This is a genomic window from Stenotrophomonas sp. A3_2 (genome assembly GCF_036624925.1).
Taxonomy (GTDB): Bacteria; Pseudomonadota; Gammaproteobacteria; order Xanthomonadales; family Xanthomonadaceae; genus Stenotrophomonas; species Stenotrophomonas hibiscicola.
The window spans coordinates 1-23136 of record NZ_JAZKVY010000358.1 but is presented as its reverse complement, the minus strand read 5'-3'; the positions used below and the strand labels follow the sequence as shown (position 1 = coordinate 23136).

The 23136-nt window shown below is 66.4% G+C and carries 23 protein-coding genes; 9 read left to right on the top strand and 14 right to left on the bottom strand.

Translation table 11 applies throughout. The features are described 5' to 3' along the window. Window positions 1-51: 51 nt before the first annotated feature. The gene (locus R5H29_RS19310) at window positions 52-726 is read left to right on the top strand and encodes a response regulator (protein WP_019659837.1); all 675 of its coding nucleotides are present in this window, start codon (window positions 52-54) and stop codon (window positions 724-726) included. After that, window positions 719-2092 (top strand): sensor histidine kinase, encoded by a 1374-nt coding sequence (locus R5H29_RS19305; protein ID WP_332329644.1) that lies wholly within the window; start codon window positions 719-721, stop codon window positions 2090-2092. Before R5H29_RS19310 ends, R5H29_RS19305 begins: the two co-directional genes overlap by 8 nt. 143 nt (window positions 2093-2235) lie before the next feature. Here the strand turns inward: R5H29_RS19305 and R5H29_RS19300 are convergent, their stop codons facing one another. The 3 genes from R5H29_RS19300 to R5H29_RS19290 form a co-directional block, all read right to left on the bottom strand. Then, complete coding sequence (locus R5H29_RS19300) at window positions 2236-4587, bottom strand: GH92 family glycosyl hydrolase (protein ID WP_332329643.1); 2352 nt, start codon at window positions 4585-4587, stop codon at window positions 2236-2238. Window positions 4588-4683: 96 nt separating this feature from the next. Then, on the bottom strand, window positions 4684-5007 hold the full coding sequence (locus R5H29_RS19295) for a thioredoxin family protein (RefSeq protein WP_019659840.1): 324 nt from the start codon (window positions 5005-5007) through the stop codon (window positions 4684-4686). A gap of 5 nt (window positions 5008-5012) precedes the next feature. Next, on the bottom strand, window positions 5013-5429 hold the full coding sequence (locus R5H29_RS19290; protein WP_019337746.1) for a host attachment protein: 417 nt from the start codon (window positions 5427-5429) through the stop codon (window positions 5013-5015). Window positions 5430-5591: 162 nt separating this feature from the next. Here R5H29_RS19290 and R5H29_RS19285 point away from each other — a divergent pair, with 162 nt between their 5' ends. The 3 genes from R5H29_RS19285 to proP all read left to right on the top strand — a co-directional run bounded on the left by R5H29_RS19285 (window position 5592) and on the right by proP (window position 7782). Next, window positions 5592-5819: a hypothetical protein gene (locus R5H29_RS19285; protein WP_019337747.1), complete on the top strand. Its 228-nt coding sequence runs from the start codon at window positions 5592-5594 to the stop codon at window positions 5817-5819. An 85-nt stretch (window positions 5820-5904) separates the two neighbouring features. Next, window positions 5905-6033 (top strand): hypothetical protein, encoded by a 129-nt coding sequence (locus tag R5H29_RS19280; RefSeq protein ID WP_256202341.1) that lies wholly within the window; start codon window positions 5905-5907, stop codon window positions 6031-6033. Between the two features lie 261 nt (window positions 6034-6294). Beyond that, window positions 6295-7782: a glycine betaine/L-proline transporter ProP gene (gene proP / locus R5H29_RS19275; RefSeq protein WP_332329642.1), complete on the top strand. Its 1488-nt coding sequence runs from the start codon at window positions 6295-6297 to the stop codon at window positions 7780-7782. A gap of 96 nt (window positions 7783-7878) precedes the next feature. Here proP and R5H29_RS19270 read toward each other — a convergent pair whose 3' ends face one another. The 11 genes from R5H29_RS19270 to R5H29_RS19220 form a co-directional block, all read right to left on the bottom strand. Further along, the gene (locus R5H29_RS19270) at window positions 7879-8508 is read right to left on the bottom strand and encodes an AAA family ATPase (RefSeq protein WP_180876758.1); all 630 of its coding nucleotides are present in this window, start codon (window positions 8506-8508) and stop codon (window positions 7879-7881) included. Between the two features lie 3 nt (window positions 8509-8511). Continuing rightward, window positions 8512-8853, bottom strand: coding sequence for a type II toxin-antitoxin system prevent-host-death family antitoxin (locus tag R5H29_RS19265; protein WP_010485378.1), 342 nt, complete (start codon window positions 8851-8853; stop codon window positions 8512-8514). Window positions 8854-8924: 71 nt separating this feature from the next. Next, window positions 8925-10511: a PAS domain-containing protein gene (locus tag R5H29_RS19260; RefSeq protein ID WP_332329641.1), complete on the bottom strand. Its 1587-nt coding sequence runs from the start codon at window positions 10509-10511 to the stop codon at window positions 8925-8927. A gap of 9 nt (window positions 10512-10520) precedes the next feature. Further along, complete coding sequence (locus R5H29_RS19255) at window positions 10521-10925, bottom strand: response regulator (RefSeq protein ID WP_019659844.1); 405 nt, start codon at window positions 10923-10925, stop codon at window positions 10521-10523. Window positions 10926-11061: 136 nt separating this feature from the next. Then, on the bottom strand, window positions 11062-12516 hold the full coding sequence (locus tag R5H29_RS19250) for a surface lipoprotein assembly modifier (RefSeq protein WP_332329640.1): 1455 nt from the start codon (window positions 12514-12516) through the stop codon (window positions 11062-11064). A 90-nt stretch (window positions 12517-12606) separates the two neighbouring features. Further along, window positions 12607-13371: a Slam-dependent surface lipoprotein gene (locus tag R5H29_RS19245; RefSeq protein WP_019659846.1), complete on the bottom strand. Its 765-nt coding sequence runs from the start codon at window positions 13369-13371 to the stop codon at window positions 12607-12609. Between the two features lie 59 nt (window positions 13372-13430). Beyond that, window positions 13431-14186: a Slam-dependent surface lipoprotein gene (locus R5H29_RS19240; RefSeq protein ID WP_332329639.1), complete on the bottom strand. Its 756-nt coding sequence runs from the start codon at window positions 14184-14186 to the stop codon at window positions 13431-13433. A 27-nt stretch (window positions 14187-14213) separates the two neighbouring features. Next, on the bottom strand, window positions 14214-17333 hold the full coding sequence (locus R5H29_RS19235) for a TonB-dependent receptor domain-containing protein (RefSeq protein WP_332329638.1): 3120 nt from the start codon (window positions 17331-17333) through the stop codon (window positions 14214-14216). A gap of 182 nt (window positions 17334-17515) precedes the next feature. Continuing rightward, a complete protein-coding gene (locus R5H29_RS19230) occupies window positions 17516-18472 on the bottom strand; it encodes a FecR domain-containing protein (RefSeq protein ID WP_332329637.1) in 957 nt (318 codons plus the stop codon). Between the two features lie 85 nt (window positions 18473-18557). Then, entirely contained in the window at window positions 18558-19058 is a 501-nt protein-coding gene (locus R5H29_RS19225) for an RNA polymerase sigma factor (RefSeq protein WP_332329636.1), read from the bottom strand. A gap of 153 nt (window positions 19059-19211) precedes the next feature. After that, window positions 19212-20138, bottom strand: coding sequence for a LysR family transcriptional regulator (locus R5H29_RS19220; protein WP_332329635.1), 927 nt, complete (start codon window positions 20136-20138; stop codon window positions 19212-19214). A 150-nt stretch (window positions 20139-20288) separates the two neighbouring features. Here R5H29_RS19220 and R5H29_RS19215 point away from each other — a divergent pair, with 150 nt between their 5' ends. The 4 genes from R5H29_RS19215 (at window position 20289) to R5H29_RS19200 (ending at window position 23092) form a co-directional block, all read left to right on the top strand. Then, window positions 20289-21155 (top strand): pirin family protein, encoded by an 867-nt coding sequence (locus tag R5H29_RS19215; protein WP_227844269.1) that lies wholly within the window; start codon window positions 20289-20291, stop codon window positions 21153-21155. 71 nt (window positions 21156-21226) lie between these two features. After that, complete coding sequence (locus tag R5H29_RS19210; RefSeq protein WP_332329634.1) at window positions 21227-21907, top strand: hydrolase; 681 nt, start codon at window positions 21227-21229, stop codon at window positions 21905-21907. A 53-nt stretch (window positions 21908-21960) separates the two neighbouring features. After that, window positions 21961-22602: a hydrolase gene (locus tag R5H29_RS19205; protein WP_332329633.1), complete on the top strand. Its 642-nt coding sequence runs from the start codon at window positions 21961-21963 to the stop codon at window positions 22600-22602. A gap of 91 nt (window positions 22603-22693) precedes the next feature. Further along, window positions 22694-23092 (top strand): OsmC family protein, encoded by a 399-nt coding sequence (locus R5H29_RS19200; protein ID WP_332329632.1) that lies wholly within the window; start codon window positions 22694-22696, stop codon window positions 23090-23092. The last annotated feature ends 44 nt before the right edge of the window (window positions 23093-23136 follow it).

Here is a 23136-nt window from a genome sequence, read left to right as displayed (position 1 = left end):
TAAGGTGATGCACTTGCGCCAAACTTGCCCCAACCTTGCACGAAGCTTGCAATGCGAATCCTGCTGATCGAAGACGACGCCGCGCTGGCGGATGGACTGATCCGCGCCCTGCAGGGCGCCGGCCATCTGTGCGACCACCTCTCGCGTGGGCTGCACGCGCCGGCGGCACTGGCCAGCGCACCGTATGACGTGATGGTGCTGGACCTTTCATTGCCTGACGTCGATGGCCTGGACCTGCTCTCACGCCTGCGCAACGACGGCGTCACCCTGCCGGTGCTGATCCTGACCGCACGCGATGGTGTGGAGGACCGCATCCTCGGCCTCGACCGCGGTGGCGACGACTACCTGGCCAAGCCCTTCGCCCTGGGAGAACTGGAAGCGCGCCTGCGTGCGCTGTCGCGCCGCCGCAGCGATGCACCGGCGCAGAAGCGGCTGGGCCGGTTGTGTTTCGACAGCGTCCGCAATGAAGTGCAGGTGGACGGTCAGCGCATCGAGCTGACCGCGCGCGAGCTGTCGCTGGTCGAGGCACTGATGCAGCATCCCGGCCGCACGGTTACCAAGCAGCGCCTGTTCGACGCGCTGTACAGCTGGGACCACGAGGCCAACCTGTCGGTGATCGAAGTGCATGTCAGCCGCCTGCGCCGCAAACTGGAACAGACCCACGCCGGCGTCGGCATCCGCATGCTGCGTGGGCTTGGATACCGGTTGGAGGCCGTGGGTGACTGAGCGCGTGCACAGCCTGCGTGGCCTGCTGCTGAGACGCCTGTGGCTGCCACTGCTGCTACTGCTGTTGTGCAGCGCAGTGGGTTCATTCGCCTTGGCGCGCTTCTACGCCGGCCAGGTCTACGACCGCTGGCTGCTGGATTCGGCGATGTCGTTGTCCGAGCTGGTGACGGTGCAGGACGGCCGCGCGTCCATCGAGATCACCCCGGCGGTGTCGCGCATGTTCACCTGGGACACCGCCGACGAAGTGCATGGCGAGGTGGTCGACGCCGCGGGTGGGCGCCTGTATGGCGACTTGCCCGAGGCATTGCCACGCCCGTCGATGTCCGCCGGCAGCGACGACCCGGTCTACTATGACGCGCGGCTGCGTGGGCAGGCCGTGCGCATGGTCGAAGTGGTGGTCAACGCCGGACCGGGTCATGACATCCGGCTGCGCGTGGCCGAGACACTGCGCAAGCGGCACCGGCTGGAGCGCAAGCTGCTGCTGACCAGCGTTCCGTTCCAGGCTGCGATCCTGGCACTGGCGGCATGGCTGGCCTGGTCCGGTACAGGCGCTGCCGCACGCCATGCCAACCAGGTGGCACGGCGGTTGGCCAGCCCACGCCGCGACCCGCTGGCGCCGCTGGAGCCGGCGCAGGAGGCGCCGCGCGAACTGTGGCCGGCGGTGGAGGCCTACAACGCCCTGCTGCAGCGACTGGACGCCATGCAGGCCGCGCAACGGCGCTTCGTCAGCAACGCCGCGCACCAGCTGCGCACGCCGCTGGCGGCAATGCAGGTGGAGCTGGAGAGTTCATTGCGGCAACAGGATCCGCAGGCCCAGCAGCTGGCGCTGTCCGGCACGCTGGCCGGGCTGGCACGGCTGCAGCACCTGGTCAATCAGCTGCTGATGCTCAGCCGCTCGGAAGATCCACAGGGCAGCGCACTGCCGCTGCAGCCGCTGGATCTGGCCGCGCTGGCGCGGGGCGTGGTCGAGCGCTACGCCGACCGTGCGTTGGCGGCGGGCGTGGACCTGGGTTACGACGGACCCGACGACGGCGTGCAGGTACAAGGCGATCCGCCGCTGTTGCGCGAGGCACTGGGCAACCTGCTGGACAACGCGCTGCGCTACGGCGCCGTGCCCGGCGTGATCACCCTGGGACTACAGCGGGATGCCGAGGGCGTGCAGGTGTGGGTGGACGATGACGGTACAGGCATCGCCGAAGCCGAACACGCGCGCGTCACGGAACGCTTCTATCGGGCGAGCAGCGAGGGCGACGGCTGCGGGCTGGGGCTGGCGATCGTGGCCGAGATCGCGCAGCGGCATGGCGCGACCTTGATGATTGATACCGCCCCGATCGGCGGTGCGCGGGTGGGGTTGCGGTTCCGATGAGCGCTGTTGAACCACCCTTGTAGAGCCGAGCCCATGCTCGGCTGCTCCTGGCACGATGCCTGGGCCGAGCATGGGCTCGGCTCTACAGGTTCCTGGTCACCCGTGAAGCGTGCCGACCAAGGTCGGCACCTACCGAGTGCGCGTCATCGGCTCATCGAATAGGGCGCCTGCGCGCCCTGCCCCGGCCAATCCTTGTTCGGCTCGGCCTGCATGGTGAAACGCAGCTCGCCACCTGCCAGGATCTCGTCATGGCGCAGGAAGGTGCGCTGCAGCGGCTTGCCGTTGAGGCTCACGTTGCCGACGTAGGTGTGCCTGTCATCCAGCCCATCGGCCACGATGGTGAACGCCTTGCCGTTCGGCAGGCGCATCGCGGTCTTCGGCAGGAACGGGCGGCCGAGGATGTACTCGCCCGAGCCCGGGGCCACCGGATAGAAGCCCAGGGCGGTGAACACGTACCACGCCGACATCTGGCCGACATCATCGTTGCCGGCCAGGCCATCGGGGCGGTCGGCGTACTGGGTGTCCATGATCTGCTTCAGGCGCGCCTGGGTGCGCCACGGCTGGCCAGCGTACGAATACAGGTAGGCCACATGGTGACTGGGCTCGTTGCCATGCGCATACCAGCCGATCAGGCCGGTGATGTCTTCCATGTGCTCGAAGATGGACGGATCCACCTTGGCGTTGAATACATCGTCCAGGCGCGCGAGCAGCTTGTCGCTGCCCCCGTGCGCCGCCGCCAGGCCGGCGACGTCCTGCGGCACGTACCACGAGTACTGCCAGGCGTTGCCCTCGGTGTAGTCGGTGCCATAGCCGCTGGCGCTGGGGTCGAACGGCGTGCGGAAGCTGCCATCGCGCTTGCGCGCACGCATGAAGCCGGTGTCCTTGTCGAAGGCATTGCGCCAGTTGCCGGCACGCTTGTCGAAGGTCGCCGCGATATCGCCCTTGCCCATCGCCTGCGCCATGCGTGCGATGGTCCAGTCATCAAAGGCGTACTCCAGCGTCTTGCTGGCGGCCTCGCCTTCCTCGTCGATCGGCACATAGCCCAGCTCGCGGTACTGCGCGATGCCGTCATAGGGGCCGTAATTGGCGGTCTCGACCATCGCCTTCAGTGCCTTGTCGGCATCGAAGCCACGGATGCCCTTCACGTAGGCATCGGCAATCACCGGCACCGCGTGGTACCCGATCATGCACCAGTCTTCCAGGCCATGGAACGACCACACCGGCAGCATGCCGTAGGGGCTGTGCTCGTGGTGGGCCAGCATCGAATTGACGAAGTCGCTGTTGCGCTTCTCCGGCTGCACCAGCGTCAGCAACGGGTGCAGCGCACGGTAGGTGTCCCACAGCGAGAACGTGGAATAGTTCGTGTAGCCCTCGGCCTTGTGCACGGCATTGTCCGGCCCGCGGTACTGGCCATCGGCATCCATGAACAGCGTCGGCCCCAGCAGGGTGTGGTACAGCGCGGTATAGGCACTGCGGCGGGCGTGCTCGGGCGCATCGATATCGAGCACCGACAGCGCCTGCGTCCATTCCTGTTTCGCCTGCGCACGCACGCGGTCGAAATCAAAGTCGGCCACTTCCGCGTCGAGGTTGGCAATGGCGCCGGCTTCGCTGACCGGCGAGATCGCGACCTTGACCACCAGCGGTGCATCCAGCTTGCCGAATGCGAAGGTACCGACCAGCTGGCGGCCCTCGACCTGTGCGCGCTGCGCTGGATCCTTCTCGCCCGGCGGCGGGAAGCCCTTGTAGACGATGTCCTGCTCGGTGTTGTGCAGCTCATGCCCGGAAAGCGGCCGCGAGAAACGCATCGCGAAGTACAGCTGGCGACCCGGCGCCCAGCCGCGCGTCTCCCGGAAGCCGGTCACGGTACCATCTGCGCGCACCCGCACCCGCGACCACAGCACCTTGCCCGGGTAGTCGTACATGCTGGTGCGCATGTCCAGCAGCACCTTGGCGTCGGCGCCCCTGGGGAAGGCGTAGCGATGCACGCCCACGCGCGCACTGGTGGTCAGCTCGGCGCGCACCTTGTAGTCGTCCAGGGTGACGGCGTAGTAGCCCGGCTCGGCCTTCTCATCGTCATGGCGGAAGCGAGAGGCATAGCCGCTGCCCGGCTTCTCAGGATCGCCACGCTCCAGGCCGGGACTGCCGGTGAACGGCATCAGCAGGATGTCGCCCAGATCGGAATGGCCAGTGCCGGAAAAATGCGTGTGCGAGAAGCCGACGATGCTGCTGTCGTCGTAGCGGTAGCCGGCTGCCCAGCCATAGGCCTTTTCGCGTGGCTGGATGCGTGTGTCCGGGCTGAGCTGGACCATGCCGAACGGCACCGTGGCACCCGGGTAAGTGTGGCCTTCACCACCCGTACCAATGAACGGGTCGACCGAGGCATAGGCCTTGTCGGCGGCGGTTCTGGCAGGCGCGGCCGACGCCAGGCCGGAAGCGAACATCGCCGTGGCGGCGACAGCGATCAGGAGACGACGGTCCAGCGTGGGCATCGGCATTTGGATCGATTCAGGTGATAGCGGGATCCTAGCACCGGGCCTGTCACGCCGCATGCTGCAGTGCGACTGCCCGGTGTCCCGCACCGGGTTCACTCTTCAACCGGGAAGTGCGCTCTGCAACGACATGAGATCCGCGCTGTCCAACGGCCTTACCACCCGCGCGATCTCCTCTCCATCGCGCAGCAGCACCACCGTCGGCCACAGCTTCACCTTGAACGCTCGCCCCAATGGCCTTCCCTTGCCATCCTCGATCTTCCAATGCGGCAGATCGTTCGCTTCGACAAAGGCCTGCAACGCGGGCTGCGCGGCCTGGCAATGACCACACCAGGGCGCACCGAACTCCAGCACCTGCCAGCCAGGCTGCGCCGCCACCTCCGCAGAGGTGGGCTCGTTCGCAAGGTGATCACGCATGAACGGCATGAGCGCTACGCCGCCAGTGCCTTCTGGATGTCTTCCAGCGGCGCGTTGGTCAGATCCTTGGCAATATCCCCGAGCAATCGCGCCTGGACCTCTTTATGCAGCAGCGGACGAATGCGGCCCAGCGTGGTCGGGTCGGCGATCAATACCAGGTGCGCATAGCGGTTCTTCAAGGCATCTTCGTTGAGCTGTTCGGCCACCTGCTTGGCGAACGTGGCCTCATTGAGCTGCGAGACCGACATGTCCTTCGGCACGGCACCCGCAGGCCCCTGCCCGGATACACCCTGCTCGCTGATGTCCTGCAGGCGCAGTTCGCCTTCCTGCTTCAGGGTCAACTGGTGGTTGCTGCCCACGTTGGTGAACACCCGCGCCGAACCACCGTCGGCTACCACGATCAGGGTTCCTTCGGGAATCGTCCGCGCCATTGCATCCTCCATCAATCCGAAAAGTGGGTGTGCGCTCCACCTTATGCACGCCGATGTCACCAGAGCGGGTACAGGATGTGATCCCGTCATCGCAATCTGCAATCAGCGCTAAATTTGTCCGCCTGCCTGCCGCTATGGCCTCCATCATCGCGAGGAACCTCTGTGTACGCTGGCTCACTGTTCCACGTCTGCTTTGCCACCAGCCTGGCCATTGCCGGCTGTGCCGGTTGCATCCACCAGTTCCTGCAGGGCCAACCGTTCTTCGCCCTGGCCATCATGCTCTCGGTGCTCACCATGATCGGCGCCGCACTGGTCACGCGGAAACTGGCACTGCCGGGCGCCTTGGCGATGGCCTGCACGGTGTTCGGTTTGGTGGCGAAGTCGGCCTGAGCCTTCTGAACAGGCGAGGTGGAACACAGCGTGCAGATCGGCCTGCTTCGCTGCATGCTCACGCCGATGCCGTTATGATGAACGGATGATCGACACGACCCACTACGTGACGGGCGCACCTGTTACGTGGGAAGCACTGCCGACCGGCGCTTCGCTTGCCACGAATGCTCCCGCCCTGCATTTCCATCGCCTCGCGCTGGATCCCGGCGGATGACGTCCGCAGGCGCTCTGCCTGCACCCCTACGCTGATGTGATACCTGGCCGCTGACTGCTCGGCCGCTGTGATCCCGTTTTCGCGTCTCCGCCCCTGCGGCGGTGCTTTGCCGTGCGCGTGGCGTTGCGCCTGCACACATTCCCCCGGCCCCCACGCCGCCTTCCGATGCCCCTGCGCCACTTGCGCCTGCATCGCCGTTTCCGATTTCCGGGATACACCACAGCACCCATTCCCCTATTCCATACCTACAAGGGAGCCCCTATGCAGGACACGCCCGATTCCCATGCCCACTTCGGCTGGTTCAAACGCCGCCGCCACCTGAAGGTCGATGAGATCACCGTCGTCGACAAGCCCATGCTCAAGCGCGCCGTGGGCGCCGCCGCACTTGGCAATGCCATGGAGTGGTTCGACTTCGGTGTCTACGGCTATCTGGCCGTCACCATCGGCCAGGTGTTCTTCCCGTCCAGCAACCCCACGGCACAGGTGATCGCCGCCTTCGCCACCTTCACCGTGGCATTCCTGGTGCGTCCACTCGGCGGCCTGGTGTTCGGCCCGCTCGGCGACCGTTATGGGCGCCAGAAAGTGCTGGCGTTCACCATGATCCTGATGGCGCTGGGCACGTTCTCGATCGGCTTGATTCCCTCCTACGAGCGCATCGGCATCTGGGCACCGGTGCTGTTGCTGCTGGCACGTGTGGTGCAGGGATTCTCCACCGGCGGCGAGTACGGCGGTGCGGCCACCTTCATCGCCGAGTATTCCACCGACCGCAACCGCGGCCTGATGGGCAGCTGGCTGGAGTTCGGCACGCTGGGCGGCTACATCGCCGGCGCCGGAACCGTGACCGCGCTGCACATGCTGTTGAGCAGCGAACAGATGCTGGACTGGGGCTGGCGCATTCCATTCCTGGTGGCCGGGCCGCTGGGCCTGCTCGGCCTGTACATGCGCATGAAACTGGAGGAAACGCCGGCCTTCCGCGCCTTCGCCGAGGAAGCCGAGAAGCGCGAGCACGACCGGCCCGGGCTCGCCGCGCTGTTCCAGATACATGGCCGCCAGTTGCTGGTCTGCATGGGCCTGGTGCTGGTGTTCAACGTGACCGACTACATGCTGCTGACCTACATGCCCAGCTACCTCAGCGTCACCATGGGCTATGCCGAGAGCAAGGGCCTGCTGCTGATCATCATCGTGATGCTGGTGATGATGCCGCTGAACATTGTCGGCGGATTGTTCAGTGACAAGCTTGGCCGTCGCCCGATGATCATCGGTGCCTGCATCGCGCTGCTGGTGCTGGCCGTACCCTGCCTGCTGCTGATCGGTAGCGGCAACGACTGGCTGATCTTCCTCGGCCTGATGCTGCTGGGCCTGGCACTGGTGTGCTTCACCAGCTCGATGCCGTCCACGCTGCCGGCGCTGTTCTATACCCCGGTGCGCTACAGCGCACTGTCGATCGCCTTCAATGTGTCGGTGTCGCTGTTCGGTGGCACCACGCCACTGGTGACCGCATGGCTGGTGGAACGTACCGGCGATCCGCTGGTGCCGGCCTACTACCTGATGGGCGCGGCAGTGATCGGCCTGGTCACCATGCTGTTCGTGAAGGAGACCGCTGGCCTGCCGCTGCGCGGTTCACCGCCGGCGGTCGGCAGCGACAAGGAAGCCGCCGCACTGCTGAAGAGCGATGTGCCGGTGACGGTGGACCCGATCTTGCCGCCGCTGCCGGACGTTGCGGAGCCCGAGCAGGTGAAGCCGGCCTGAGGCTCGCCGAAGCCGGCGTTGTACGGCCAAGCCCGCGCGCGGCTGCCTTTCGGGGGATCAGCCGAGCGTGGGCTCGGCTCTACAACGTACGCGCCCTCAATCGCGCGCAGCGTTCAACTCCATCGCACGCATTACGATGGGTTTGGCCCAGTCCGGCGTGTGCAGCAGCTCGGCCACCGAGACCGGGTACTGCAGCTGGCCGTGCGCCATCGCCAGCACCGGCAGCGGCTCGACGCAGCCGTCGGCGCCGGCGGGAGCGCTGTTGTCGTAGACATGCAGCTCGGCCAGGTGTGGCAGCAGTTCCAGCAGGTTCTCGCGTGCCGAATCGAAGCGGGCGTGGATCTTCTCCACCGGAATGTCATGGCCGCCGGCGGCCACCCGCGCTGCAACACGGGCAATGTGCAGGTCCACCGTGGCCAGGCCACAGAACCAGATCGCGACGTGATGGTGCTCGCAGGCCTCGCGCAGCAGGCGCGGAACGGTGTTGCCGCCCAGCGTGGTCTCGAAGGCGAAGTCCGTGCCATCGGCCATGGCCTGGCGCAGGCGGCGGGTGCCTTCCTGCCAGGCCTCGGCATTGGCGTCGGGCAGCGGCCAGCCCGCCTCTACCAGGCGGCGGGTGAACGAATCGGGGTTGAACCAGCCCAGCCCTTCGGCTTCCAGCCAGGTTCCCAGCAGCGAACTCTTGCCGGCGCCGTTGACGCCGGCCAGCACCAGGATCCGCCCCATCGGTCAGAGCGGACGGCCGAGGGTGACCTTGCGGCCGCGGCGGATCGGCTGGCCCAGCACCTTGCCCAGCCCCTCACCGCGCTGCAGGCCAGCCAGGGTCTGGTCGAATTCGCCGCGCAGGCGCAGCAGTTCTTCACTGCGCTCACCGGCATCGCTGCCGGCAGCCTTGGCCAACAGCTCTTGGTAGGTGCGGATATCCACGATCACCGCTTCGGGGTGGTTGTGGTTGGTGATGACCAGCGCCTGCTTCTCACGCACGGTACGCATCAGGCTCGGCCAGCCCCTGGTCTTCACAGACGAGGCCGGGGCCTTCTCAAGTCCAGGCAGATCCAGTGGCAGGGTCATGGCACGGCTCCAGGCAGAAGTGGATAATGGCCACTATACCCAATTTGGCCAAATTGGATATAAATGCCGTTTCACGCGCCGGAGCCGGTCTGTGGCGCATCGGTCTGCAGCAGGCTGTCACGCTCGCGCAGTGGGAAGCGGATCCAGGCATCCAGCCCCTGCGGATCGAAGTGCAGTTCACCACTGCCGGCCAGCTCATAGGGCACGCGCTGCTCGATCAGCGCACGGCCCAGGCCGCGCTGGCGCGGCAGCTCCCAGTCTTCCACGGCGGCATGGCGTTCACACCAGTGCAGGCCCAGCCATGGCTGTCCGTCCTGCACCTGCAGGTGCCAGGACACGTCGATCCGGCCATCTTCATGGGTCAGCGCACCATGCCGCAGGGCGTTGGTCGCCAATTCGTGGATCGCCAGGGACAGCACTTCGGCCGCCTTCGGTGGCAGCAGTACATCCTCGCCCTGCAGGTGATAGGCGGCGGTGACCGGCGTCTGCGCTGCGATCTCCTCATCGAGCATGCCACGCAGGCAGACCCCGGCATTGGCGCCACGGGTAAGCAGGCTCTGCGTGCGCGCCAGCGACATCAATCGTCCGCACAACCGTTCAGCGTAATCATCCACACTGCTGACCGACTCACGGGTCCGCCAGGCAATGGCATGGATGGTCGACATGATGTTGCGCACCCGGTGCTGCAGTTCGGCCAGCAGTACCGATTGGCGCTCGGTGGCACGCTTGAGATCGTCGATGTCCACAGCGATGGCGAATACGCCCGTCACCTCGCCGTCTGCATCGCGCAGCGGCGCGGCGGCCACACGGGTCCAGCGCGCGCGCCCGTCGTCATGCTTGAACTGGAACTCCAGCCCGGGCACTACCGTCTCACCGCGCAAGGCCCTGGCTATGGCGAAATCCCTGGGTTCGATGCGCGAGCCGTCGGGGTGCCATCCCTGCCAGCGGTGGTGGTTGGGCAGATCCGTGGAGGGCACCTTGCCGGTGGGAAGGTAGGTGCGCATCTGGTCGTTGGAGAGCTGCAGGCACCCCTCGGCATCGACGATGCAGACGCCCACCGGCAGTACCTTGAAGGCCAATGCCAGGCGGCGGTCCGCCTCCCGCCGCTTCTGCTCTTCGCGTTCGCGGGCCGACTGGGCCACATGCGCCGCCGTCGTCTCGAACATGGTGACCAGCACGCCGCTGACGCGCCCCTCTTCGCCACGGATGGGGCTGTAGGTAATGGTGAACCACACATCCTCCAACCGCCCGCGGCGCGCGAGGGGATAGAGTTTGTCCTCGTAAGTGATGGTTTCGCCCTGCCAGACGCGCTGGTAGATCGGCCCGTTGATATGCCACACCTCGGGCCAGCATTCACGGGTCGGCTGGCCGAGTCCGCCGGGATGCTTGTCGGCCAGGATCTCGGCATAGCCATCGTTGTAGAGCTGCACCAGCTGCTCGCCCCACAGCACGATCATCGGGAAACCATGCGCCAGCATCAGGTCGACGGTGGCGCGCAGGTGTGGCGGCCACCGCTCATACGCTCCCAGCGGCGTGGATGACCAGTCATGGCGGGCGATCCGCGCAGCCATGCCATCGTGGCGCCCGTGCGGGTGCGCTGCAGGTGGCATGCCGCCACACAGCTCGGTGGCGCGGATGCCTTCAGGACGGCGCGACATGCCGCGCGATCAGGCGATGCCCGCAGAGACCTGCGGCGTCGCCACCAGCCCGGCCAGCTGCTGCACCAGGGCTTCAATGTGATACGGCTTGGTACAGCGCGGCGCGCTGGCGAAGCGGCTGGGCAGGTTGTCGTCGTAACCGGAGGTCAGCAGGAAGGGGGTACCCGCCTCGGCCAGCCGATCGGCCAGCGGATAGACCTGCTCACCGCCCAGGTTGATGTCCAGCAACGCCACATCGATGGGATGGGTATCGACCAGCTGCCCCAACGCCTGCAGGTCACCGGCAGGCCCCACCACCTGTGCGCCTTTCAGCTCCAGATAGTCGACCAGGAACATCGCGATGGCGAATTCATCCTCCGCCACCAGTACACGCAGCCCTTTCAGGCCCTCTGGTTTGTTGCCCGCTTCCAGCACGACCGGCGCTCCTCGATACACGCGGCCCACCTCTGCCGCAACGCCCGCAGGATGCGCGAACCGGGCTACAAGAGCGCGTGATGATGGATGAAGGTCGCGGCCACGGCGCGTTCACCGCGGCATTGCAACGCCGCGTTCAGAAGGCCCGTTCCCACTTCAGGCTGAGCAGGCTGCGGTCGTGGCTGTACAGCCAGCCGACGTTGCTGTCGATGCGCGCGTAGCGCAGGCTCAGGCTGGGTACCAGCCCGGCCACGGCCAGGCGCTCGCTGCGCACGATGGCGATCAGGTTCTGTTCGTCGTCCTGCCTGCGCGCCTCCAGCAACGGACTCCAGGTGTCGTAGTCGCGCTGGCGCAGCGACACGAATACGGTGGCCGTGGTGCCACTCCACTGCCGCGCCGCGCCCAGCCGCAGGCCGCGCTGGCGGTAGCCGTTGGCCGGGTCGGCTGCGCTGCTGTCGGTGACATCCAGCCCGGCGAAGACCGTCCAGCGTGGATTGAGCGCGCGGAACCAGGTGGCGTACAGCGATGCCAGCTCGCCGTCGTAGTTGCTGGCAAGGCCCTGCTGGCGATAGCGCTGGCGCTTCCAGTCAGCCTCCAGCTTGAGCAGGCTGCGTGCATCCAGGGCGTACTGCCATTCCGCGTGCACGCCGCTGCCGCCCTGCAGCGCATGGTTGCCCAGGCCCTGGTAGTCATGGCTGGGGGCGAGCATCACGGTCTGCCGTGCACTACGCCAGCTGTAACCCGCCTGCACGTTGGCATTGAGCTCGTTGTACGCACTGTGCCCGCGCCATGCCTGGCCGAAGGCGAGACCGCGCACGTACAGCCCATGATGCCCGCCGAGCACCCAGCGCCGTTCCAGGCTGGCGTCGTAGTCGAGGCCCGCCGCGCGCTGGGCGTCCGGCAGTTTCCGTTCGATGATGCAGGCGTCGCCCACGCCGAACAGGCAGGTGCGGCTGGCCGAGCTGCGGTTGATGTTGTCACTCCATGCCGGGCCGGCGGACAACGCGCCTTTCCAACGCTGGCGCGCCTGCAGGGCACTCAGGTAACCGTCCACGCGCGCGCGGACGCCGGCCGTGGCCGGATCATCGGCATTGATGCCTGCAGCGATGGCTGTGAACAGCGCGGCCGCATCGCGATCGCGCTGGTCTTCCGCATAGACACGCGCCAGCTCGAGGCGGGCTGGCAGAAAATCCGGCTGCGCAGCCAGCAGGGCTTCGTACTCCTTCGCCGCGCGACGATGGTTGCCGGCCACCCGTGCCAGCGCTCCCTGCGCATGGTGGCGCAGCAGGGGATCATGCCCAGGCAGTTCGATGTACTCGTCGAGAAACGCAGCGGCGGCCTGCCATTGCTGATGCTGCAGAGACTGGTAGAGAGCCTGGCCCAGATCATCGACGGTGCGCTCCACGCGCAGCGTCTGGCCGTCGATGGTGATGGTTGGCCGCTCCGACTCGGCCTGCTGCAGGCGCTGCTGGTCCTGCTGCTGGTGGCGCAGCTCAGTGCCCTGTTCAAGCACGCGTCGAAGATCGTCCTGCTGGGCGCGCACATCGGTGGCGGCCAACAGCAGTACGACAAGGAAGATGGAATGGCGCATGGTCGATCCGTGGTGATGCATGCAGCGGGCCGAAGCAGGGACTGGCGGATCGCGGCTTGTCCCTGCCCTGCCCCGTCAGGGGCGTGGCGATCAGTTCTTGCTGCCGCCGAAGGCGGTGTCGTACTGGCTGTTGCCGCTGAAGGTGGCGATACCGGCCAGGGTGGCCGCGTTGGCGCCGAAGAACTGGCCCTGGGTGGTGCCGGCAACGCTGCCGTTGGCGGTGGCGGTGCCGGCGAACGAGGCGTTGGCGCTGTTGATGTTGGCGTTGACGTTGATCGACAGGCCGCCACCGCTCAGGCCACCGAGCAGGGTGCCATTGCCGAAGTTGGCGCGGAACGTACCCGACAGCAGGTTGCTGCCATTGAACTTGTTCAGGCCTGCCACGCTGTAGGTGGCCACGCCGGCCGGCAGCGTGGTGCCGGCACGGTCACCGACGAAATAGACCTGGCGGTTGTTGAAGCCACCAGCGGCGCCATCCTTGGACCACTCGCCGAACCACACATCGCCGCTGCCGACCTTCACGAAGTTGAAGTGGCCCATGCCGGAATGGCTGCCAGGGGTACCGGTGATCGGCATGGCCAGCGTGCGTACGGTGACACCATTGACGGTGGTCGGGGCCGAGTAGGCCGCCAGGCCCTGGAAATCGACCGGCTTGGCATTGGACACGGTGCCAACGCCGATACCGGCCTTGCCGGCCGAGTGCGGGCCGCCGTTGACTTCCGACGCACCCACCTTGACGTACAGCTGCGCATCGGTCGCCGGGCTGGCAGCGCCGACGATGTCGGCCGCCTGCGCAGTGCCGGCCAGGGCCAGTGCAGCGGCGACGGCCAACAGGGAACGGTTGATCATTTTCATGGTATTGCTCCTTGGGTTGAGGGAACTACGGGTACAACACAAAAAGGAACGGCGGCGGATCAGTTGCGCTGACCGCCGAAGGACGTATCGAACTGGCTGTTGCCGGCAAAGGTTGCGATGCCGGTCACCGCACTGGCACCGGCGCCGAAGAACTGGCCGCTGCTGGTACCGATGATCGAACCATTGGCGATGGCCGAACCGCTGAACGCACCGGTGGCGCGATCCAGCGTGCCGCTCGCGGCGAGCCTGTATCCGGTCCCGACCAGGCCGGCGGTGACGGTGCCGGTATCGAAATTCGCCCGCAGTGCGCCTTCCAGCACGCCGCTGCCATCAAAGCGGTTGATGCCAGCCAAGGTGTAGGTCACGATGCCTGCTGGCAGCGAAGTACCGGCACGGTCACCGACGAAGAACACCTGGCGGTGATTGAAGCCCGCCTGCGCGCCGCTGGATGACCATTCACCGAACCAGACATCTGCAGTGCCCACCTGCACGAAGCTGAAGTGGCCCACGCCAGCGGTGGCGAACGGCAGGCCTGCGTCCGGGTCCAGCATGCGGACCGTGGTTGCGCCACGCACCACCGTGGTGGCGTAGGGCACAAGGCCGGCGACGTCCACTCGCGCCGCGTTGGCATACGGCCCCAACGAAATGCCTGCGCGACCGGAACGGTGCGGACCGGCATTGAGTGTCGATTCGCCTGCGTTGATGTAATGGACGCCGTCCTGGGCCGGGCTCTGCCCGCCAGCGATGTCGGCAGCCATGACCGGCATGGAAGCCAGCAGGCCGATCGAAAGTACAAGGGTGCGGGGCTGTTTCACGGTTGATTCTCCCTGTCGAATGCGGACTCAGAAGCGTGCGGTGATGCCAAGCTTGATCGTGCGGCCCGGTGCTGGAAGCGTTGAGCGTGTTGCCGGGTCGACGTAATAGCGGTTGCCGAGATTGCTGCCGACCAGCTCGACGCTGGCGTGCTGGTTGAAACGCCAGCGGGCGTAGGCATCCACCGTGGTGATGTTTCCCCAGGTGAAGGGCACGTTCTGCCAGAGCAGGCTGCTGCCCCCGGCGATCAGGCGGTCGCGGTAGGCCTGCAGGTCCGGATTGTCGTGCCGCTGGTAGTGCACGATGCGGCTGCCCAGCTCCAGGCGCTCATCGAACAGGCGGGTGCCGAGTGACCAGTTCACCGACAGCTTCGGCGTGGCCTGGGTCAGCAGATAGCCGCTGACGAAGCCATCCTGGACGCAGTTGGGCACCCGCCCCTGGTCCGCATCCAGCCGTACCGCCGAGCTTTCATCGCAGACTTCGTTTTCAAGGATGCGGCTGATGCCCAGATCGGTGAAGAAGCGCCGGTTGTCGAAGCGCGCCTGCAGCTCGATGCCGCGGATGGTCTGCTTGTCGATGTTGTCGAACATGAAGTACGCATCACGCTCGATGACATTGCGGGTCTTGTGCACGTAGTAGGCCAGCTTGACGTCGGCATCGGCGGTGTTGCCGAACAGCCCGGAAAGGTTGTGCACGTACCCCAGCTCGTAGTTGTAGGCATGCTCCGGCTTGAGTGGATACAGCGGATTGAGGCTGCTGGAGAACGCAATGGTGCTTTCGAACATGCTGGGGAAGCGCACCGCCTCGCTGTAGCGCAGATAGGCACGAGCGGCCGGCGAGAAACGCACAGTCGCCGAGAACGTCGGCAACCAGGCGTGATCGCGGTGCCGTTCGTTGCGCCCGGCCACCGACTGCATCGCCCCGCCCCCGATCCTGCAGCGGATGTCGGTGCCGAGGACCATCGGCAGCAGCCCGGGGATGGCGGCGACCTGGCCGTTGAGGCAGGGATTGGTGGCTCGGCTGTAGTTACCGTTTGCATCGGGCAACCAGGGAATGCCGTGCTGGACCTCCCTGGGTGTCTCGTACTTGCGCAGCAGGTCGGCCAGCGACTGATCGACGATCCAGCCCATGCCGATGCTGTCCCAGAATTCCCGCTCACTCTCGAGTGCGTCGATCTCGCCCTGCAGGCTGTCCGGCCGCGGCGGCAGTTCATTCACCCGGTACTGCGCTTCGCGCGGCACGATCGAGGTCGTCTGCAGTTCCGGGTGGGCCTGCAGGAAGTCGTCGAACGCCCAGTAACGGCTGTAACGCACGCCGGCATTGAGGGTCAGGAAGTCGACCGGACGCCATTCCAGAGTGAGGTAGCCCTCGCCCTCCTGGCGACGGCCGGCACGCGGGTACATGCGCCAGCCGTCGGACGGGCCGAAATACGGGTCGCGCGAGCCGAGCTTTTCGTATTGCCAGTTGCCACCCACGGTCAGGTCGAGGGTGGAATGCAGCGCGAAGCGGTTGCTCAGGGTCAGGCCGGTGCGGTCGTTGCGCGCATTGGCCAACGCGGTGTTGCGCAGGATCGGGCTTGCGTCCGGGTTCCATGCCGGGTTGCCTGGCGCGAAGTTCGGGAAGCCGCCTGCAGTGTAGGTATCGCTGTCTGTCTCCGTGCGCCACAGGTTGACGTAGAGGTCCAGCCAGCGGCTGCCGGCCGGCTGGAAGCGGTACTCCAGGTTCCAGGCATCGGACGCAACCCGGCTGAGCGGCCACTGGATGCGCCCATAGTCCGGTGCCGACAGGATGCGCGACGGCATGATCTCGCCATAGTGCGACAGCGTTCGCCGCCAGGTCGCCTTCAACCGCTGGTCATCGTTGATCTGCCAGCTGCCCTTGACCAGCCAGGACTCCTGTTCGCTGGAAGTATTGGGCACTTCATCGCCGGGCTTGAAGTAGCGCGCCAGCGTGGTGATGTAATCGATGCCCTGGTACTCGAACTGCTCGCGCCGGTCCTGGTCGTAGTAGGCGCTACCGTTGGACCCGGAGAAGTAGTTGCCGCGCTTGCGCCAGGCATAGGCGGCCATCAGGTCGACGTTGTCGCCACGCACGCCCAGCGCCAGGCGCCAGGCCTGGTCCTCGCCATCGAAGGGGTTGTTGCCACTGCGCGACTTCACCGGCACCACCAGGGTGCGGTCGTCGTAGGGCGAGTTCGGCGAGCCCTGCGGGAACCCCGGCACGGTGCGGTAATCCTCGCCGGTGTGCAGCCGCGGCAGGCGTGGCGCCACCGCATTGCTGCTGCCTTCGATCTTCAGCTCCCCGCCGAAGCGCTCACCCGTTTCCACGATGTCATCGACGTCGATGGTCTTGATCACCAGCGCGCCACCGATCCCGCGGTGCACATCGCGCACCAGCCCTGGCCCCTTGATGACCTGGATGCCACCCATCAGGTTGGGATCGATGTAATTGCGGTTGCTGACGCCGTTGTAGCCGCGCCAGACCGTGAGCGCCTGTTCGCCACCGTCGATGCTGACCGGCACCCGCCCCGGGCCCTGGATGCCGCGGATGTTGATGTCCAGTGCGCCGCTGTTGCGCGCATCGCCACTGAACACACCGACCAGATCCTTGACCACGTCGGCCGGGTTGGAGCCGCGGTAGCGCTCCACCCGGTCGCGCCCCGAATACGCCGTGGTCAGGTCCAGCGCGAACACATCATCGTAGCCGCGCCGATCACGCGCCTCGCCCCCTTCCGACTGCAGGCGACCGGCCACGTCCAGAGTCTCGGTTACCCGCACCCCTTCCCCTTCACCCGCCTCCACTGCGGCCCGCAGGCTCCAGGTGCCGTCCATGCCGCGCTGTGCGCGCACGCCACTCCCGCGCAACAGCTGCTGCAGCGCCTGCATCTGGCTGTACTCGCCTTTCACCGCACTGGAGCGGCGGCCCTCCACCAGGTCACTGCGGAACACCACCTGCACATCGGCCTGGCGGCCAAAGGCACGCACAGCGTCGGCCAGGGGCTGTTCCGGAATCGTGTACTGGCGCAACGGCGCGACGACCGCCGGTTGCGCCTGCACGCCGGGCGCCCAGGCCAACGGCAGCAATGCAGTGGAGATGGCCAGGGCCAGGGCGGTGACGCGACGATGACAGGCGGATGCCGTGGACGGCATGGACAGGAACTCCTCAAGCGTGGCGGAACCACGGGCACATCCGGTGCCGGTGGCATGTCTGGCTAGAGGAGAAACGGTGTTTCGCTCTGGCTATACCTCTATAGACAGCAGGGCACAGCGAGTGCCCACGGTTTTTTAATGTTTTTTTCATGCGACCGGTTCATCCGGGCATTGCGCGAGCCTCACCACACCACCAGCGCGCCGCCGGGCAAGCGCTGCACACGCAGCCCTGCCTGCGCGGCCACCGCATCGATGGCGGCCTCCGGTTGCTGCAGATGGAACAGACCACTGACCCGTAAGTCCGCGCCCTGCCCGCCCAGTACCCAGACCGGTGCACGACGGTAGCGCGCGAGATCAGCGATGGCCTGCGCGGCCGGCTGATCGTCGATCACTACCTCGCCACGCCGCCACGGCGCCATCGTCTCGAGATCTTCCAGCTGCACCGGCCGCAGCCAGCGACCGTCACGGAACACCCGTGCCTGCCCGGCATGCAGGCGCTGCACGCTGCCATCGCCTGGGCGCACATCGACCACGCCCTCGCTGACCTGAGTCACGACCGTGGTGTCCCGCATCGACACGCTGAAGGTGGTGCCGATGTCACGGATCTGGCCACCGCCGGCCTCGACCTGGAACGGTCGCTGTTCATGCACCACCTGGAACCAGGCCTGGCCGCGCAGCAGGCGCAGGTGCCGCCGCTGACCATCGAACTCAACCGCCAATGCGGTGCCCGCATCGAGTACGGCGGTGCTGCCGTCCTCCAGCTGCACCATGCGCGGTGCATCGCTGCTGTGCAGGTCACTGCGTGCCAGCAGCAGCGCGTGTGGCGCAGCGGCAACCATCAGCACCACTGCGGCAGCACTGGCCAGCAGCCACGGCAGGCGGCGGCGCGACGCGATCGGGCGCAACCCTTGGCGATCAGCCGTCAACCCGGGCAGCGCGGCCAGCACCTCGGGCCCGGCGGCATCCAGGCCCTGCCAGAAGGCCTGCTGCTGGCGCCATGCCAGCGCATGGCGGGGATCGGCCTGCAGCCAGCGCTGCAGGGTTCGTTGCTGACGTTCCGGCAGCGGGCCTGCACTGCACCGGATCACCCAGCGCAACGCCTGCCTGGCCTGACGCGGCGAGGGTTCGGACGTGTTCATGGTTGTGGCCTGCCGCACCACGAACGGGTGCGCCTTCCTGTTGTGACAACGGCGGGCGCGATCTGCCCACGGCAATCGCAGCTCATCAATGCACTCCCTGCTGATGCTGCTGGATCAACAGCGCCGCGCGCAGCACATTCTTGCCGACCAGGCTCTTGGAAATACCCAGCCTGGCGGCGATCTCGCGCTCGCTCAGGCCCAGGTAGCGGTTGAGCACGAAGCACTCGCGTACCTGCGCCGGCAAGGCAAGGATGGTCCGGGTGATCTCGCGCAGCTGCGCCTGGTCCAGCACCTGGGCCTCGCCATCATGGCCTGCATCGGCCATGTCGACAGCGTACTCGGCCATCGCACGCCGCTCGCGGGCGTCGGACTGGCTGCGGTTGAGCGCGTGGTGGTAGGCCATCCGGTACAGATAGCCGCGCGGCTCGAGGATGGGCGGATCGCCGGGCACGCTGCTGGCCTTCAGGTACAGGTTCTGCAGGGTGTCCTCGGTACTGGCCGGGTCGAGATAGCGCGCGATGAAGCGAGACAACGCACGGCGCTCGCGGATCAGCAGCTCGACCAGCGCCAGGGCATTGGGAGACATAGGTGCCAAGGCCGGACCGGGGAATGATGGGCGTGATGGCGACGGTCCGGACGTGGATTGTGGGCTGCGCAGCCGCAGGCGGCAAGCCGCACCCCAAACCATCATCCACGCATGGCAGGTTCAGTAGATCCACGCCATGCGTGGATGGAAGACCTAGGGCTCGTCCAACGCATCGAAACGCTCGGCGAGGTAGCCGATCAACGCACGCACCGCTGGCAGCAGCCCCCGCCGCGACGGGAACACCGCATGCACGATGCCGTGCCTCGGCACCCACTCCTGCAGCACCGGCACCAGCGCGCCACTGGCCAACTCATCGGTGATCATCATCCGCGGCAGCATCAACAGCCCGACCCCGGCCACCGCGGCTGCGCGCAACGCGATCATGTCATCGCTGACCAGCCGCGGGCGGTGATGCACGCTGGCCTGGACCTCGCCGGGCCCACTGTATTCCCACACATGCTGCTGACTGGGCGAGGCCAGATCAACAGTCGGCATCATCGCCAGATCGGCCGGCACCTGCGGCGCGCCCAGCCGCTGCAACAGCGCCGGGCTGGCACTGGTGCACCAGACCCGGCGCGCCAGCACGCGTACCACCAGGTCACTGTCCTCCAGCGGCGGCGGTCGCACCCGGATCGCCACGTCCACACCCTCGCCCACCACGTCGACGCGCCGGTTGGTGGCCTCCAGCTGCACCGTCACCTGCGGGTGCAGGGCGAGGAAATCGGCCAACATCGTGCCGATGCGTGCATGCAGGATCGCGATCGGGCACGCCAGGCGGATCGTGCCGCGCGGCTCGGCGCGTGACATCGCAATTGCTTCTTCGGCCGCTTCGGCCTCGACCAGCATGGCCTTGCAATGGCGGTAGTAGTCCTGGCCGACCTCGGTGACCGAGAAGCGCCGGGTCGAACGCTGGATCAGGCGCACGCCCAACCGTTCCTCCAGCAGCGCGATACGCCGGCTCAGTTTCGACTTCGGCATGGCCAGCGCCCGACCGGCCTGCGAGAAGCCGCCGTGCTCGACCACCATGGCGAAGTAGAACAGATCGTTGAGGTCACAACGGCGGATATCTGCGATGAACACGGGACGATCTCCTGCGGCTCATGGCCTGCGACCATTGTTCACCAGATAGGACTATGACGGCAAATATCGGCGCCTACCCGGTCAATTGTCACGGCGTTATCGTCTCCGCAATGAAGAACAGCGGCCGGCAGCCCCGGCCAGGAGATCGCCATGAAGCGTGTCACCGGTACCTACAGCGCCCCCCGCCCGCACTGGGTGGGCGACGGATTCCCCGCCCGCTCGATGTTTTCCTACAACACCCACGGCCAGCACCTGAGCCCGTTCCTGCTGCTGGACTATGCCGGCCCCTACACCTTCGCTCCCAGCGATACCCCGCGTGGCGTTGGCCAGCATCCGCATCGCGGTTTCGAGACCGTCACCATCGTCTATGAAGGTGAGGTCGCCCACCGCGATTCAACCGGGGCCGGCGGCACCATCGGCCCGGGTGACGTGCAGTGGATGACCGCTGCCTCCGGCATCCTCCACGAGGAATTCCACACGCCGGAATTCAGCAGGCGCGGCGGCACGCTGGACATGGTCCAGCTGTGGGTGAACCTGCCCGCGCAGGACAAGATGGGTGCGCCGGGCTACCAGACCCTGCTTGACGCACAGATCCCCTCGGTTGAACTGCCCGATGGCGCCGGCCGCGTGCGTGTCATCGCCGGTCGATTCGACAACCACGCCGGTCCGGCGCGTACCCACACGCCGATGGATGTCTGGGACATCCGCCTGCGGCAGGGCCATCACGCCGAGCTGCCGGTGGCCGATGGCCGCACGCTGGCGTTGGTGGTGCTGAAGGGCACGGTGCGGATCAACAGCGGCCAGCCAGTCGGCGAGGCACAGCTGGTCACCTTCGACCGCAGCGGCGAAGACGTGTTCGTCGATGCGGACAGCGACGCCACCGTGCTGCTGCTCAGCGGTGAGCCGATCGACGAGCCGGTGGTGGGCTACGGCCCGTTCGTGATGAACAGCCAGGCCGAGATCGCGCAGGCGGTCAACGACTTCAACAGCGGCCGCTTCGGCCAGATCGCGCACTGATCGTTTCAATGCTGCGGGTATTGGCCCGCCGCACCCTCCGGCCATCGCCCACCTTCTCCGGGAGACTGACCATGAGTACCCCCGCCAACTTCAACGGTGCCCGCCCGGTGATCGATCCGGACAACGCCACGATGCTGCTGATCGACCATCAGAGCGGCCTGTTCCAGACCATCGGTGACATGCCGTTCACCAGCGTGCGCGCCCACGCCACCGCACTGGCCAGGATGGCCACGCTGGCAAAGATGCCGGTGATCACCACCGCCTCTGTTCCGCAGGGCCCGAACGGCCCGCTGATCCCGGAGATCCACGACGCAGCCCCGCATGCCCAGTACGTGGCACGCAAGGGTGAGATCAACGCTTGGGACAACCCGGAATTCGTTGCCGCAGTGAAGGCCACCGGCCGCAAGCAGCTGATCATTGCCGGCACCATCACCAGCGTGTGCATGGCCTTCCCGTCAATCGCCGCCGTTGCCGATGGCTACCAGGTGTTCGCAGTCATCGACGCGTCCGGCACCTATTCGAAGATGGCCGAGGAGATCACCCTGGCCCGCGTGGTGCAGGCCGGCGTGGTACCGATGGACACCGCCGCGGTGGCCTCGGAGATCCAGCGCACCTGGAACCGCGACGATGCCCAGCAATGGGCCGAGGTCTACACGAAGATCTTCCCGAACTACCAGTTGCTGATCGAAAGCTACCTGAAGGCGCAGGAGGTGCAGAAGAGCCACGAACCGTTGGATTCTCAACGCAGCTGAGCTGTCCCGGTGCCGGCCGACCGCCGGCACTTCCCCGAACCAGGAGACCCATCATGTCCAGTGAACCGATCCGCGACCCGGTCAGCGACCACCTGCTGACCCCGCAGAATTCCGCCTTCATCATCATCGACTACCAGCCGGTGCAGGTGAACTCCATCGCCTCGATGGACCGCCAGCTGCTGGTCAACAACATCGTCGGCACCGCCAAGGCCGCAGTGGCTTACGGTCTGCCGCTCGTGCATTCGACGGTCAACGTCAAGACCGGCCTGAACAAGCCGCCTATTCCACAGCTGCGCAAGGTGCTGGGCGACTACCCCACCTACGACCGCACCACCATCAATTCCTGGGAGGACGTCGAGTTCCGCAAGGCGGTGGAAGCCACCGGACGCCGCAAGCTGATCATGACCGCGCTGTGGACCGAGGCCTGCCTGACTTTCCCGGCTCTGGATGCGTTGAAGGAGGGCTATGAGGTGTATGTGGTGGCCGATGCCGTCGGCGGTACCTCGCTGGCCGCGCATGATGCCGCGTTGCGCCGCATCGAACAGGCCGGTGGCCAGCTGATCAGCGTGCCGCAGCTGTTCTGCGAGCTGCAGCGCGACTGGGCCCGTTCGGAAACGGTGCCGGCCTTCATGAACCTCTTCATTGAAACCGGGGGTACGGCGGGCATCCAGTTCTCGTACGATCGTACCGAGTAATTGGTAATTGCGTGGCGGCGCCGACCCTGGCTGGCGCCGCCCTTGGGAACGGTCGAGCATGGCTCGACGCTATAGACAGATGGAGAACGTGATGGCCTACGCACGCATTTTTTCGACCGCCGACAACTACCTGCACCACATCAGCAACGGCACATTCGATGTGGATGCGGACGAGCCTGCCTCGCTGGGCGGCCAGGGCAAGGGCTTCGCACCGTTCGACCTGTACCTGGCCTCGCTGGCGGCGTGCACCGCCATCACCCTGCGCATGTATGCGCAGCGCAAGGGCTGGGAACTGGGCGAGTTCCATGCCGAGCTGCGCTCGGAACGTGACGCGGATGGTCGCTTCCATGTGCACCGCGTGCTGCATGCCAGCGCCGCGCTGAGCGATGCGCAGTGGCAGCGGTTGCTGGAGGTGGTGGAAAAGACCCCGGTGACCCTGGTGATGCGCGAAGGTGCGCGCATCACCAGTGAACGCGGGGCCGCCGCGTAACCCCATCCATGCATGGCGTGGATCTACAGACGACGCTCGCCGGG

Bases quoted from the DNA above. Each gene is read 5' to 3' on its own strand.
- R5H29_RS19310 (WP_019659837.1), top strand. From the start codon at position 52: ATGCGAATCCTGCTGATCGAAGACGACGCCGCGCTGGCGGATGGACTG.
- R5H29_RS19300 (WP_332329643.1), bottom strand. From the start codon at position 4,587: ATGCCGATGCCCACGCTGGACCGTCGTCTCCTGATCGCTGTCGCCGCC.
- R5H29_RS19295 (WP_019659840.1), bottom strand. From the start codon at position 5,007: ATGCCGTTCATGCGTGATCACCTTGCGAACGAGCCCACCTCTGCGGAG.
- R5H29_RS19290 (WP_019337746.1), bottom strand. From the start codon at position 5,429: ATGGCGCGGACGATTCCCGAAGGAACCCTGATCGTGGTAGCCGACGGT.
- R5H29_RS19280 (WP_256202341.1), top strand. From the start codon at position 5,905: ATGATCGACACGACCCACTACGTGACGGGCGCACCTGTTACGTGGGAA.
- proP (WP_332329642.1), top strand. From the start codon at position 6,295: ATGCAGGACACGCCCGATTCCCATGCCCACTTCGGCTGGTTCAAACGC.
- R5H29_RS19270 (WP_180876758.1), bottom strand. From the start codon at position 8,508: ATGGGGCGGATCCTGGTGCTGGCCGGCGTCAACGGCGCCGGCAAGAGT.
- R5H29_RS19265 (WP_010485378.1), bottom strand. From the start codon at position 8,853: ATGACCCTGCCACTGGATCTGCCTGGACTTGAGAAGGCCCCGGCCTCG.
- R5H29_RS19260 (WP_332329641.1), bottom strand. From the start codon at position 10,511: ATGTCGCGCCGTCCTGAAGGCATCCGCGCCACCGAGCTGTGTGGCGGC.
- R5H29_RS19250 (WP_332329640.1), bottom strand. From the start codon at position 12,516: ATGCGCCATTCCATCTTCCTTGTCGTACTGCTGTTGGCCGCCACCGAT.
- R5H29_RS19245 (WP_019659846.1), bottom strand. From the start codon at position 13,371: ATGAAAATGATCAACCGTTCCCTGTTGGCCGTCGCCGCTGCACTGGCC.
- R5H29_RS19235 (WP_332329638.1), bottom strand. From the start codon at position 17,333: ATGCCGTCCACGGCATCCGCCTGTCATCGTCGCGTCACCGCCCTGGCC.
- R5H29_RS19230 (WP_332329637.1), bottom strand. From the start codon at position 18,472: ATGAACACGTCCGAACCCTCGCCGCGTCAGGCCAGGCAGGCGTTGCGC.
- R5H29_RS19225 (WP_332329636.1), bottom strand. From the start codon at position 19,058: ATGTCTCCCAATGCCCTGGCGCTGGTCGAGCTGCTGATCCGCGAGCGC.
- R5H29_RS19215 (WP_227844269.1), top strand. From the start codon at position 20,289: ATGAAGCGTGTCACCGGTACCTACAGCGCCCCCCGCCCGCACTGGGTG.
- R5H29_RS19210 (WP_332329634.1), top strand. From the start codon at position 21,227: ATGAGTACCCCCGCCAACTTCAACGGTGCCCGCCCGGTGATCGATCCG.
- R5H29_RS19205 (WP_332329633.1), top strand. From the start codon at position 21,961: ATGTCCAGTGAACCGATCCGCGACCCGGTCAGCGACCACCTGCTGACC.
- R5H29_RS19200 (WP_332329632.1), top strand. From the start codon at position 22,694: ATGGCCTACGCACGCATTTTTTCGACCGCCGACAACTACCTGCACCAC.